This window comes from Streptococcus sp. HMSC062H02, assembly GCF_001813005.1.
Classification (GTDB): domain Bacteria; phylum Bacillota; class Bacilli; order Lactobacillales; family Streptococcaceae; genus Streptococcus; species Streptococcus oralis_S.
Genome location: NZ_KV811134.1, coordinates 3516 through 17581, shown reverse-complemented (window position 1 = coordinate 17581; position 14066 = coordinate 3516). Strand labels below are relative to the sequence as shown.

11 protein-coding genes are annotated in these 14066 nt (G+C 40.9%); 9 read left to right on the top strand and 2 right to left on the bottom strand.

Annotated features, from left to right (window positions below; translation table 11 throughout):
• Positions 1-24 precede the first annotated feature (24 nt).
• From HMPREF2885_RS08485 to HMPREF2885_RS08465, 5 genes are all read left to right on the top strand, one after another.
• Positions 25-486, top strand: a complete 462-nt coding sequence (locus tag HMPREF2885_RS08485) for a MarR family winged helix-turn-helix transcriptional regulator (RefSeq protein WP_000049864.1) — start codon at positions 25-27, stop codon at positions 484-486.
• Positions 479-898: an EVE domain-containing protein gene (locus HMPREF2885_RS08480; protein WP_001138486.1), complete on the top strand. Its 420-nt coding sequence runs from the start codon at positions 479-481 to the stop codon at positions 896-898. The genes HMPREF2885_RS08485 and HMPREF2885_RS08480 overlap by 8 nt, the downstream gene beginning before the upstream one ends.
• A gap of 106 nt (positions 899-1004) precedes the next feature.
• Positions 1005-4280, top strand: a complete 3276-nt coding sequence (gene rexB / locus HMPREF2885_RS08475) for an ATP-dependent nuclease subunit B (RefSeq protein WP_049489645.1) — start codon at positions 1005-1007, stop codon at positions 4278-4280.
• Positions 4277-7930 (top strand): helicase-exonuclease AddAB subunit AddA, encoded by a 3654-nt coding sequence (gene addA / locus HMPREF2885_RS08470; RefSeq protein WP_070657818.1) that lies wholly within the window; start codon positions 4277-4279, stop codon positions 7928-7930. Before rexB ends, addA begins: the two co-directional genes overlap by 4 nt.
• 17 nt (positions 7931-7947) lie before the next feature.
• A complete protein-coding gene (locus HMPREF2885_RS08465) occupies positions 7948-9126 on the top strand; it encodes a hypothetical protein (protein WP_070657816.1) in 1179 nt (392 codons plus the stop codon).
• Between the two features lie 33 nt (positions 9127-9159).
• Here the strand turns inward: HMPREF2885_RS08465 and HMPREF2885_RS08460 are convergent, their stop codons facing one another.
• Together HMPREF2885_RS08460 and mazE are read right to left on the bottom strand one after the other, a co-directional pair.
• Complete coding sequence (locus HMPREF2885_RS08460) at positions 9160-9516, bottom strand: type II toxin-antitoxin system PemK/MazF family toxin (RefSeq protein ID WP_070657814.1); 357 nt, start codon at positions 9514-9516, stop codon at positions 9160-9162.
• Complete coding sequence (gene mazE / locus HMPREF2885_RS08455; RefSeq protein ID WP_070657813.1) at positions 9500-9715, bottom strand: type II toxin-antitoxin system PemI/MazE family antitoxin; 216 nt, start codon at positions 9713-9715, stop codon at positions 9500-9502. The genes HMPREF2885_RS08460 and mazE overlap by 17 nt, the downstream gene beginning before the upstream one ends.
• A 215-nt stretch (positions 9716-9930) precedes the next feature.
• On the opposite strand from mazE, the gene ylqF reads away from it, so the two are divergent.
• The 4 genes from ylqF to HMPREF2885_RS08435 are packed head-to-tail and all read left to right on the top strand — an operon-like array spanning position 9931 to position 13909.
• Positions 9931-10782, top strand: a complete 852-nt coding sequence (gene ylqF / locus HMPREF2885_RS08450; protein WP_000201311.1) for a ribosome biogenesis GTPase YlqF — start codon at positions 9931-9933, stop codon at positions 10780-10782.
• Positions 10769-11548: a ribonuclease HII gene (locus HMPREF2885_RS08445; RefSeq protein ID WP_070657811.1), complete on the top strand. Its 780-nt coding sequence runs from the start codon at positions 10769-10771 to the stop codon at positions 11546-11548. Before ylqF ends, HMPREF2885_RS08445 begins: the two co-directional genes overlap by 14 nt.
• 12 nt (positions 11549-11560) lie before the next feature.
• Entirely contained in the window at positions 11561-13111 is a 1551-nt protein-coding gene (locus HMPREF2885_RS08440) for a ClC family H(+)/Cl(-) exchange transporter (protein ID WP_070657809.1), read from the top strand.
• Between the two features lie 51 nt (positions 13112-13162).
• On the top strand, positions 13163-13909 hold the full coding sequence (locus tag HMPREF2885_RS08435; RefSeq protein ID WP_070657807.1) for a CPBP family intramembrane glutamic endopeptidase: 747 nt from the start codon (positions 13163-13165) through the stop codon (positions 13907-13909).
• Positions 13910-14066: the final 157 nt, after the last annotated feature.

Here is a 14066-nt window from a genome sequence, read left to right as displayed (position 1 = left end):
ATACTTAATATTTAAGGAGAAATAATGTCAAAGTATCAATTTAATTCAATTTATAAAAACGATGAAACAGAGTCTACAGGTCTTCTGTTCATCAAAGTCTACAACAAGTGGGAAAGCAACTTAAAAAGAGTTTTGAAATCAGTTGGTCTTACTCTGCCTCAATTTATCGTTTTGACTTCGCTTTTGTTTCTGTCTAATAGAGAGGAATATGTAACGCAAGTTGATATCGCTCGGTTCACTGGTATGGATGTCATGACGGTTTCCCAGATTGTTAGGCTACTGGAGAAGAAGGACTACATTAAACGCGATCAACATCCAAAGGATAGTCGGGCAAAACTGGTCTCAGTGACGAAGTCTGGCGCAGAGAAGGTCAATCAAGCTTTACCTTTAGTAGAAGGGGTTGATGAAGAATTTTTTGAAAAACTATCTAACGATAGAGAAGTTTTTAATCGTTTGTTAGTAGAGTTGGAGGATAAAAATGCCTAGATATTGGGTTGGAGTTGTTTCAAAGAACCATGTTTTAAGAGGAGTTGAAGGGAATTTTTGCCAGGTCTGTCATGGAAAGGGCGGCCCCTTAAACCGTATGAAAAAAGGTGACTATTTTTTATACTATAGTCCAAAATACGATATGAACGGTCAAGATAAGTTACAGGCTTTTGTGGCCGTAGGTAAAATTACAGATGACAAAGCCTATCAAGTAGAGCAGTTCGAAGGATTCTTTCCCTTTAGACGAAATGTCGAGTATTATCAACCAGTCAAAGATTGCTCCATAGAAATAGCTAGACAACATCCTGAATGGAAAGACTATACTTCTCGACTTCGTTATGGACATTTTGAAGTTTCCAAAGACTTTTTCCTCTATATCTTTCAGCATATGAAAGTGGATGATGAAGGATGATTGATTTGCTAATTAAATGATTGTCAACTAGAATTTTGGATTTGGACTGTGAAGCGAACTTTGCTATAATAGAGTAAGAAACTTTGATAAAGCAAACGAGGCAGAGATGAAATTACTTTATACTGATATACGGTCTTCTTTGACTGAAATTTTAACAAGAGAGGCGGAAGAGCTAGTTGTCGCGGGCAAGCGGGTCTTCTACATTGCCCCCAACTCTCTTTCTTTTGAAAAGGAACGCGCCGTGCTGGAATGCTTGTCCCAGCAGGCTTCTTTTGCGATTACCGTCACGCGCTTTGCTCAAATGGCCCGTTATCTGGTCTTGAATGACTTACCTGCCAAGACCAGTCTTGATGATATTGGTCTTGGGATGGCTTTTTATAAGTGCCTTACGGAACTCGATCCCAAGGACTTACGTGTTTATGGTGCGATTAAGCAAGATCCTCAGTTTATCCAGCAGTTGATTGAACTTTATCACGAGATGACGACTGCTCAGATGAGTTTTTTGGACTTGGAGAGTTTGACAGATGAAGACAAGCGAGCAGACTTGCTCTTGATTTTTGAGAAAGTAACAGCCTATCTCAATCAAGGTCAGTTGGCTCAGGGAAGTCAGTTGTCCCATTTGATTGAGGCTATTGAGAATGGCAAGGTAAGTAGTGATTTTACTCAAATTGCCCTTGTCATTGATGGATTTACCCGTTTTTCTGCAGAGGAAGAGCGGATTGTGGATTTACTTCATGGCAAGGGTGTTGAGATTGTCATCGGGGCTTATGCTAGTAAAAAAGCCTATATCAGTCCGTTCTCTGAAGGGAATCTCTACCAAGCCAGTGTGGAATTTCTTCATCATTTGGGGGCAAAATACCAAACACCTGCTCAGGATCGTTCTCAGACTCATGAGAAAATAGATAGTTTTGACAAGGCATCTCGTTTGCTGGAGTCTTCTTATGATTTTTCAGAACTCGCTTTAGATGTCGATGAGAAAGATCGTGAAAATCTGCAAATCTGGTCTTGTTTGACACAAAAAGAGGAGTTGGAGTTAATAGCACGTAGCATTCGTCAGAAATTACATGACCATCCAGAACTGAGTTACAAGCATTTTCGTATTCTCTTGGGTGATGTGGCTTCTTACCAGCTATCACTGAAAACTATTTTTGACCAGTATCAGATTCCTTTCTATCTTGGTAGAAGTGAATCCATGGCTCACCATCCCTTAACCCAGTATGTCGAATCTATTTTGCGTTTGAAACGTTACCGTTTCCGTCAGGAAGATTTGATTAATCTCCTCAGAACTGGTCTGTATACTGACCTTAGCCAAGCGGATATTGATGCTTTCGAGCAATATCTCCGCTATCTTGGTATCAATGGCTTGCCAGCTTTTCAGCAGACCTTTACCAAATCCCACCATGGAAAATTTGATTTAGAGCGTTTAAATTCTCTTCGTCTGCGCGTTTTGGCGCCACTTGAAACCTTATTTGCCAGTCGAAAACAAAAGGCTGAAAATCTCTTGCAAAAGTGGAATACTTTTCTAAAAAATGCTGCTTTAAGCAAGCAGATGCAAGAATTGACAGCTACTATGGAAACACTAGAACAGGAAAGACAAGCCGAAGTTTGGAAAGCCTTCTGCCATGTTTTAGAACAATTTGCGACCGTTTTTTCCGGTTCACAAGTTAGTCTAGAGGACTTCCTGTCCTTGCTTCATTCTGGGATGAGTTTGTCCCAGTATCGCACCATTCCAGCAACTGTTGATACTGTTCTGGTGCAGAGTTACGATCTGATTGCCCCTCTGACCGCTGACTTTGTCTACGCCATTGGGCTGACTCAGGATTATTTACCCAAAATTGCGCAAAACACCAGTCTGTTAACAGACGAAGAAAGACAAAGCCTAAACCAAGCGACTGAAGAGGGAGCGCAATTACTGATTGCAAGTAGTGAAAATCTCAAGAAAAATCGCTATACTATGCTTTCCTTAGTTAATGCTGCCCGCAAGCAGTTGGTGTTATCAGCTCCAAGTCTTCTCAATGAAAATGAGAGTAAGGAATCGGCCTATCTTCAAGAGCTAGTCCATTTTGGATTTAGCCGGATAGAGAAGAAGATTCATCACAAAGGTCTGTCTAAGGATGATATGGGTTCTTATCACAGTCTCTTGTCTAGTCTAGTTGCCTATCATCAACAAGCTACTTCTAGTGAAAATGAGCAAGATGTCACCTTTGTCAAGGTTCTGGCGCGTGTGATGGGTAAAAAACTTGATCAAAAAGGTCTTGCAAATCCTGCTCTCCCAACCAGTCCAAGCAGCAAACCATTAGAGAAAGAGACCTTGCAGGCTCTCTATCCAGCTGACAAGGAGTTTTACCTGTCTACGTCTGGTTTGACAGAGTTTTACCGCAATGAATACAGTTATTTCCTCCGTTATGTCTTAGGTTTGCAGGAAGAATTGCGCCTGCGTCCAGATGCTCGCAGTCACGGGAATTTCTTGCACCGTATTTTTGAACGTGCCTTGAAACTACCTGCTGAAAATTCCTTTGATCAGCGTTTGGAGCAAGCTATCAAGGAAACCAGCCAAGAACGCGAATTTGAAGCTATTTATCAGGAAAGTTTGGAAGCCCAGTTTACCAAGGAAGTTCTACTTGATGTCGCGCGAACTACGGGCCACATCCTTCGTCATAATCCAGCTATCGAAACCATTCAAGAGGAGGCAACATTTGGTGGTAAAGATCAAGCCTTTATTCAATTGGATAATGGTCGCAGTGTCCATGTGCGAGGCAAGGTTGACCGTATTGACCGCCTGAAAGCTGATGGAGCGCTAGGAGTGGTGGACTATAAGTCTAGTTTGACCCAATTCCAGTTTCCTCATTTCTTTAATGGGCTTAATTCCCAACTGCCTACCTATCTTGCTGCCCTAAAAAGAGAAGGGGAGCAGAACTTTTTCGGTGCCATGTACTTGGAAATGGCTGAGCCTGTCCAATCTTTATTAGCTGTTAAAAGTCTGGCAGGAGCAGTAGCAGAAGTCAGCAAGTCTATGAAATACCAGGGACTCTTTTTAGAGAAAGAAAGCAGTCACTTGGGCGAATTTTACAACAAAAACAAGGCTAATCAGCTGACAGACGAGGAATTCCAGCTCTTATTGGACTACAATGCCCATCTTTACAAGAAGGCAGCTGAGAAGATTTTACAAGGTCAGTTCGCCATCAATCCATACACAGAGAATGGCAGAAGTATTGCCCCATACGTTCAACAACATCAGGCTATTACTGGCTTTGAAGCAAACTACCATCTAGGTCAAGCTCGTTTTCTAGAGAAGTTAGAGCTAGCTGATGGCAAACGACTGGTCGGAGAAAAACTCAAGCAAGCTTGGTTTGAAAAAATGAGAGAGGAGTTGAATCGATGAAGCCTATTTCCTTTTTAACTGAGGAAGAAATTAAAAAATTGCAAGAAGCAGAAGCGAGTTCGAGCAAGGAACAAAAGAAAACTGCCGAGCAAATCGAAGCCATTTATACCGAAGGGCAAAATATCCTTGTTTCAGCCTCTGCTGGTTCAGGGAAGACCTTTGTTATGGCCGAGCGCATTTTGGATCAATTGGCGCGAGGTGTGGAAATCAGCCAACTCTTTATCTCGACCTTTACCGTCAAGGCTGCTACTGAACTCAAGGAACGTTTGGAGAAAAAAATCAGCCAACAAATCCAAGAAACCGATGATCTCGATCTCAAACAACACTTGGGACGTCAATTGGCAGATCTACCAAACGCTGCCATCGGAACCATGGACTCTTTCACACAAAAATTCCTTGGCAAGCATGGTTATCTGATTGATATCGCACCGAATTTCCGTATTCTACAAAATGAAAGTGAACAGTTACTCTTAAAGAACGAAGTTTTTCATCAAGTTTTTGAAGAGCATTATCAAGGTGAGAATAAAGAGAAATTTAGTAGTTTGGTGAAGAACTTTGCTGGGCGTGGCAAGGATGAACGTGGTCTGCGCCAACAAGTCTACAAAATCTATGACTTTTTACAATCCACCAGCAGTCCCCAAAAATGGCTGAGCGACTCTTTTCTCAAAGGGTTTGAAGAAGCTGACTTTGCAATTGAAAAAGACAAACTGACCGAGCAAATCAAGCAGGCGCTTTGGGATTTGGAAAGCTTCTTCCGTTATCATCTGGATAACGATGCCAAGGAGTTTCCAAAAGCTGCCTATTTAGAAGCTGTGCAAGATGTTTTGGATGAAATTGGCTCCTTAAATCACGAGTCCGATAGTCAGACTTATCAAAAAGTTCTTTCACGTGTTGTCGCTATCTCGAAGGAGAAAAATGGTCGGGCTCTTGCTAACTCTAGTCGAAAGGCTGATTTGAAGCCACTTGCAGATGCTTATAACGAGGAGAGAAAATCCCAGTTTGCAAAACTTGGACAACTAGCAGACCAGATAACGATTCTCGACTATCAAGAACGTTTTCATGAAGACACCTGGGAGTTAGCTAAAACTTTTCAAAACTTTATGAGCGATTTTGTGGAGGCTTATCGTGAACGTAAACGCCAGGAAAATGCCTTTGAATTTGCTGATATTAGCCATTACACCATTGAAATTTTAGAGAATTTCCCACAAATTCGTGAGGCATATCAGGAACGTTTCCATGAAGTCATGGTCGATGAGTATCAGGATACCAACCACATTCAAGAACGAATGCTGGAATTGTTATCTAATGGTCAAAATCGCTTTATGGTGGGGGATATCAAGCAGTCCATCTACCGTTTCCGTCAGGCAGACCCGCAGATTTTCAATGAAAAATTCCAAAGCTATGCGCATAATCCTAAAGAGGGGAAGTTGATACTCCTCAAGGAAAATTTCCGTAGCAGTTCAGAAGTGCTATCAGCAACCAATGATGTTTTTGGACGCCTTATGGACCAAGAGGTCGGCGAAATCAACTATGATAGCATGCACCAGCTTGTTTTTGCCAATACCAAACTAACTCCCAATCTAGACAACAAGGCAGAATTTCTCCTCTACGATAAGGACGATAGTGGGCAAGAGGAGGAAGAAAGTGATGCAGACACGAAACTCACAGGAGAAATGCGCTTAGTCATCAAGGAAATCCTAAAGCTCCATCAAGAGAATGGTGTAGCCTTTAAGGAAATTGCTCTTTTGACTTCCAGTCGCAGTCGTAATGATCAGATACTCCTCGCTCTGTCAGAGTATGGAATTCCTGTGAAAACAGACGGAGAGCAGAATAATTACCTCCAATCCCTAGAAGTGCAAGTCATGTTGGATACCCTTCGTGTCATCCACAATCCTCTCCAAGACTATGCCTTGGTTGCCCTTATGAAGTCTCCAATGTTTAGCTTCGATGAGGACGAGCTGGCACGTTTGTCCCTTCAAAAAGCAGCTGATAAAGTACAAGAGAATCTTTATGAGAAACTGCTTCATGCTCAAAAACAAACAGCTGAGCAGAAAGAGTTAATTCACAAACCTTTAGAGGAAAAACTAAATCAATTCATGGATATTTTGGATTCTTGGCGCTTATATGCCAAAACCAACTCCCTTTATGACCTGATTTGGAAGATATACAACGATCGTTTTTACTATGATTATGTCGGAGCTTTGCCTAACGGTCCTGCCAAACAAGCCAATCTCTATGCTTTAGCTTTGAGAGCAGACCAGTTTGAAAAGAGTAATTTCAAGGGCTTGTCTCGTTTTATTCGTATGATTGACCAGGTTTTGGAAGCACAGCATGATCTTGCAAGTGTAGCCGTCGCACCGCCTAAAGATGCCGTGGAACTTATGACCATTCACAAGAGCAAAGGACTGGAGTTTCCTTATGTCTTTATCCTCAATATGGATCAGGACTTCAACAAGCAAGACTCGATGTCAGAAGTTATTCTCAGTCGTCAAAATGGGCTTGGTGTCAAATACATTGCCAAAGTGGAAACAGGAGCAGTGGAAGCACACTATCCTAAAACCATCAAACTCTCTATTCCTAGCTTAACTTATACGCAGAATGAGAAAGAACTGCAACTGGCTAGCTATTCAGAGCAGATGCGTCTGCTATATGTTGCCATGACGCGAGCTGAGAAAAAACTCTATCTTGTCGGCAAGGGTTCTCGTGAAAAGCTAGAAGCCAAGGAATATCCAAGATCTGAAAACGGAAAACTCGATAAACATACCAGACTTCAAGCCAAGAATTTCCAAGATTGGATCTGGGCGATCACTAAAGTATTTGCCAAAGACCATCTCAACTTTAGCTATCGTTTTGTTGGTGAAGACCAGCTGACCAGAGAAGCTATCGGAGAATTGGAAAACAAGAGCCCTCTACAAGATAGTTCTCAAGCAGACAATCGCCAGTCAGAAACTATCAAAGAAGCTCTGGAAATGCTAAAAGAAGTAGAAGTCTATAATACTCTTCACCGTGCGGCTATTGAACTTCCTAGCGTCCAAACTCCTAGCCAAATCAAGAAATTCTACGAACCAGTAATGGATATGGAAGGGGTACAAATTGCTAACCAAACCAAATCAACAGAGAAGCAAATCAGCTTCGATTTACCAGATTTTTCAACTAAAGAAAAGGTAACTGGAGCTGAGATTGGTAGTGCCACTCACGAACTCATGCAGAGAATTGACCTTAGTCAGCGACCAACACTTGCTAGCCTGAAAGATACTCTCAAACAAGTTCAGACTAGTCCAGCTGTAAGAGACAAGATCAATCTTTCTAAAATTCTCGCCTTCTTTGAAACACCACTTGGTCAGGAAATTCTCGCTAATACCGGCCATCTCTATCGCGAGCAACCTTTTTCTATGCTCAAGCGGGACCAGAAGAGTCAAGAAGACTTCGTTGTCCGTGGGATCTTGGATGGCTATCTGCTTTATGAGGATCGCATCGTTCTTTTTGACTACAAGACTGACCGTTATGATCAACCAAGTCAACTCATAGACCGCTACCGTGGTCAGTTAGCCCTATACGGAGAGGCCTTATCTCGAGCCTATTCGATTGAAAATATTGAAAAATACTTGATTTTACTCGGCAAAGACGATGTTCAAGTTTTAAAAGTATAATCTAGAAAGGAGACCTCATGCCACTTCCAGTTAGAAAATCCTTGCACGATGCGGTTTTACAGGCTTCAAAAGCCGATACTTGGGATCAAGCTACCAAGGAATGGAATGAAGTTTCCTTGATTTTTAATGGCATTGGCCGTAGTAATTGTGTCTGCGGGAACGCCATAAAATACACCTACGAACTCTTTAACGGAGTTACAGGCCAACGTCTCTTCCCTATAGGAAGCGACTGTGTTCGCCATTTTCATCGTATTAGCCTCGATCAGCAACTGGAAGAGGAAGAAAGACTACTCAGAAAAGTTGAAAACCTAACCAGAAAGGCCCAGAAAAAGGAAAAAATCAATATCAATAAAAGCGATTTTGACGAAAAACTTCTAAAATGGTTTTGGGAAAAAGGTATTTTCAAAGCCAATCGTGGCAATCAATTCGCACCTGAGAGAGACTATCAGATCTTCCTAGAAGTCTTTCAAGGTGGAAGTTGGACCAAGGCAGAGCCAAAAAAGAAGGCTCGTCTGGAAGAAGTCCTTGAAAAGTGCATCAAACCCTTTCTATTTGGTAAGTCTGATGACCACCTATACCTTATCAAGCTAGGTAAGGAGAAAATAGATTACGAGCAGCATTTACGGATTCAGGCAGAGAAGGAACGCAAGAAAAGAGATAAAATCGCCAAGCAATACGCTGACAACCTCATTCTTGCCATGGGTCCTGCAGAACGAGCCTATCAAGATTACTTTGGCTTTACAGAATCCTTGACCCAAGAAGAACGAAAGTGGGAGAAAATCCTCTTTGGTAAGAATAGAGACGAACGGGCTATCAAGGCTAAACAAAATCAAAAGGAGCTGGAAAAGAATCAGCGTATTGCAAATCAAGATCCTATTGAACGAAAGCAGAAGCAGACTTGGCTTCTCAATTCTTATTTTCGTGGTTTGCCTGATGAAAAAGCTAGATTTTCTCGACTCTTACTAGAGTATCGAAAAAGTGGAGAAGTAGCCTTTTCAGATGATTACTTATCTGAGCATCTCATAGACTTTTTCTACAAGATGAAAGTCTTTGAGTTTGAAATTGCACCAGAACAAGTCCGCGATTTTCTAAAAGAATGCCTTCAGGCAGAACATCTATCATCTGCACAAGAAAGTTGGACTAGAGGGATTCTCCTCAATTGTCTTCATCCGTTTTTAGATAGGTTACTCATATAGAAAAAATCCTACCTTGTCTATGCATGGTAGGATTTAAGTATCTCCAAAGATGTACTGGTAAAGTTGGACGACTTTCTGAAAACACTGCGTGTCCATTCTTGTTATTTTTTGAGCATTTCGCATCCGAAAATCAAAAGTATACAGTTGAAATGGATTGACAGCGCCATCTACCTTATCCGACGAGACAGGAACGAGCAAGCCTTTTTCTGCCAACCGTTGTTGGCCGTGAGTGATAGGACAGACAGCCACAAAACCAGTTTGCAAGGCATATTCTCTCCTAGAAACGACTAAGGCAGGTCGCCGTTTCTGGATTTCTCGACCGACTGATGGATCAAAGTCCAGCCAAATGATATCCTGCTTTTCAGGAATATAGTCAGATTTCGTTATCAAGTAACCATACCCCTTCAAAATCGTTTGTCATTCTCAAATCAGTAATCCCATCAAAAGGATCTTTCAGTTTTGGAGCTAAGACAATGACTCCGTCAATCCCTTTGTAGACAACCATTTCTTGACCTTCTGTCATCCCCAAATTTTTAGGAATAGTCACAGTGAGAGAATTCCCTACCTTCCGAGTCTTTACTGTATTCATCGCTCTACCTCCACGAATTAGTATACACTAAGTATATACTTGAAAACAAAAAAAGTCAAGTAAATCCTTACTGGCATCAAGGATGTTTCGCACCAATACTATTTATCATTTATTGTGGTCAAAGCCTGTGCAAAAGTTCCTCATTTATGATAGAATAGGTAGTAAGAAAGAAAACGTTTTTACTACGTTTTTTTTAGTCGGAAGGGGAAATGTTTATGGCTACTATTCAATGGTTTCCGGGTCACATGTCTAAGGCTCGGCGGCAAGTTCAGGAGAATTTAAAGTTTGTTGATTTCGTGACGATTTTGGTGGATGCTCGCCTACCTTTATCTAGTCAAAATCCTATGTTAACCAAGATTGTGGGTGATAAACCGAAGCTCTTGATTTTAAATAAAGCGGACTTAGCAGATCCGGCAATGACCAAAGAATGGCGTCAGTATTTTGAGTCACAGGGAATCCAAACTCTGGCTATCAACTCCAAAGAGCAAGTAACTGTAAAAGTTGTGACTGATGCTGCTAAAAAGCTCATGGCTGATAAGATTGCACGCCAGAAAGAACGTGGTATCAAGATCGAAACCTTGCGGACCATGATTATCGGAATTCCAAATGCCGGCAAGTCAACTCTCATGAACCGTTTGGCTGGGAAAAAGATTGCAGTTGTCGGCAATAAACCAGGTGTTACCAAGGGGCAACAGTGGCTCAAAACCAATAAAGATCTGGAAATCTTGGATACACCAGGAATTCTCTGGCCTAAGTTCGAAGATGAAACTGTCGCTCTAAAACTAGCCTTGACTGGAGCAATTAAAGATCAACTACTCCCAATGGATGAAGTGACCATTTTTGGTCTCAATTATTTCAAAAAACATTATCCAGAAAAGCTAGCTGAACGCTTCAAACAAATGAAGATAGAAGAAGAAGCACCTGTTATCATCATGGATATGACACGTGCCCTTGGTTTCCGAGACGACTACGACCGCTTTTACAGCCTCTTCGTCAAGGAAGTCCGTGATGGAAAACTCGGTAACTATACCTTAGATACATTGGACGACATTGATGACAACGATTAAAGAAATCAAAGAACTTCTGGCTACTGTCAAAGAATTAGACAATCCTCTTTTTCTAGAATTCGAAAAAGATCCTCGTTCTGGAGTTCAAAAGGAAATCAACAAGCGTAAAAAAGCCATTCAGGCTGAACTGGATGAAGACCTTCGTTTGGAAACTATGCTTTCCTATGAAAAAGAACTGTATAAGCAAGGATTGACCCTAATTGCAGGTGTTGATGAGGTCGGCCGTGGTCCTCTGGCTGGACCCGTAGTCGCTGCAGCTGTTATCTTGCCCAAAAATTGTAAGATTAAAGGCCTCAACGATAGCAAAAAAATCCCTAAAAAGAAACATCTGGAAATTTATCATGCTGTTCAAGACCAAGCCTTAGCAATCGGGATTGGAATCATGGATAATCAAGTCATTGACCAAGTCAATATCTATGAAGCAACCAAACTAGCCATGAAAGAAGCAATCTCCCAGCTCAGTCCGCAACCTGAGCACCTCTTGATAGACGCCATGAAACTGGAGTTACCAATTTCACAAACCTCCATTATCAAAGGAGATGCCAACTCCCTCTCCATCGCAGCTGCATCTATAGTGGCCAAGGTGACACGGGATGAATTGATGAAGGAATATGACAACCAATATCCCGGCTATGATTTTACAGCTAATGCAGGCTATGGAACAGCTAAACACCTAGAAGGACTGGAAAAACTAGGTGTCACCCCAATTCACCGAACCAGTTTTGAACCAGTCAAAACACTGGTTTCAACTAAGAAAGACAATTAAGAGGAAATGATTATGGAGGAACAGTCAGAAACACTCAGTTCCAAGAAAGAATTTGCCTTTGCCTCAAGCACCATATTATCCCAAGTTGGACGAGGAATCATTGTTGGTCTCGTCGTCGGGCTAATCGTCGGATCCTTTCGTTTCTTAATCGAAAAGGGATTCCACCTGATACAAGGACTTTATCAAGATCAAGCGCACCTAGTGCGCAATCTTTTTATCATTGGTCTATTTTATGTAATAGTTTGCTGGCTTAGTGCGAAACTAACTCGATCAGAAAAAGATATCAAGGGTTCAGGAATTCCTCAAGTCGAAGCCGAATTAAAGGGACTAATGACTCTTAACTGGTGGAGTGTCCTCTGGAAAAAATATATTCTAGGTATTCTTGCTATTGCCAGTGGCCTTATGCTAGGTAGAGAAGGGCCAAGTATTCAACTTGGAGCGGTTGGTGGTAAAGGCATTGCCAAGTGGCTAAAATCTAGTCCAGTAGAGGAACGTTCCCTGATTGCCAGTGGAGCTGCTGCAGGTTTAGCCGCTGCCTTTAATGCACCGATTGCAGGCCTCCTCTTTGTTGTAGAAGAAGTCTATCATCATTTTTCCCGTTTTTTCTGGGTCTCAACTCTAGCAGCTAGTCTCGTAGCAAACTTTGTCTCATTACTCATATTTGGCTTAACACCTGTTCTGGATATGCCAGACAACATTCCTCTCATGACCCTAGACCAGTATTGGATTTACCTCTTTATGGGAGTTTTTCTCGGACTTTCTGGTTTTCTCTATGAGAAAGCTGTACTCAATGTTGGTCGAATTTATGACTGGATTGGTCAAAAAATTCATTTGGATAAAGCTTATTATCCAATCCTAGCCTTTATCCTTATCATACCAGTCGGGATTTTCTTGCCACAAATCCTTGGTGGTGGAAATCAGCTTGTTCTTTCCCTAACTGAGCAAGATTTTAGTTTTCAAGTTTTATTAGCTTACTTTTTGATCCGCTTTGTTTGGAGTATGATTAGTTATGGAAGTGGCCTCCCAGGAGGAATTTTCCTACCCATTTTGGCGCTTGGTTCCTTACTCGGTGCCCTAGTTGGTGTCATTTGTGTGAATATTGGGCTTGTTAGTCAGGAGCAGTTTCCTATATTTGTCATTTTAGGAATGAGTGGCTACTTTGGGGCAATTTCCAAGGCTCCCTTAACTGCTATGATACTCGTAACCGAGATGGTTGGAGATATTCGCAACCTCATGCCACTTGGCTTAGTGACCTTGGTCGCCTACATCGTCATGGATCTGCTCAAGGGAGCACCAGTCTATGAGGCCATGCTAGAAAAAATGCTACCAGAAGAAGCAACAGACGAAGGAGAAGTCACCCTCATAGAAATCCCTGTGTCTGACAAAATCGCTGGAAAACAGGTTCACGAGCTCAACTTGCCACATAACGTACTCATCACCACCCAAGTCCATAACGGCAAAAGCCAAACCGTTAACGGCTCAACTAGAATGTATCTTGGTGATATGATTCACCTAGTGATTCCAAAAAGTGAAATTGGAAAAGTCAAAGATTTGTTGTTATAAGTTCTGTTTACATAATTTATTTTACGTAAAATATCATTCAAAGGATTCTCAATGAAAAGAAATAAGGCAATTGCAGTATATTTGCTAGGCACATTTAGCCAAATAGCATCAGTTTGCCTCCTTTTCTTTCTCTTGAATCATTTTTCTATTCATTCCAATCTATTATCTATTTTAGGAATCTTTCTAGGTGGCATTTCTTCAGCTCTTTGGGGAATAATTGTTGCAAATCACTATTTTCATATTCCTTTTAAGAAGATTGTTAACGATTTTTTTAACATTCATACCAGTTACAAACATTATTTATTATCTTTTTTCCTTATTGTCCTTGATTTTTCTTTTCTAATGTTTGGTGGGAAAATAGTAGAATTTAGCTGGTATCTCCCATTTTTGATGTTCTTCAAATTTATTGTCTTTGGTGGTATAGAAGAGATTGGATGGCGATATGTTTTTCAACCAATTTTACAAGAAAAGTTGCCATATTTTTACTCAACAATCTTAACCTTTTTCAGCTGGGCAATTTGGCATCTGTTGTTCTTTTACATAGATGGCTCCCTAGCAACTCTGCAAACTCTACCGTTTTTATTTGGATTGCTGACGAATTCTTTCATACTCTCAGCTCTTTATATCAAAACAAAGAATCTCTGGATTTGCGTTATGACACATTCGATCATTAATGTCTTGTCTCAGCTAACCATAGATACTAATCGATACGAAACCTACCTAATCAAAATTTTCGTCATCTTGGTATCCTGCTATATGGTAATACATAAAAAAGATGAGTATAGTCGGTATAAATAAAATTAAATATAAACCTTCAAAACCAAATCAAAAAAGATTTGGTTTTTTTAAGAATTAGAAATCTAATTTTCAGTATATAGTATGATTTTTACCCCCTACTTTGTAAAGAATGATTAGAATATTGTATAATAAGAAAAAGGAGAAAAGCTTAAATGAA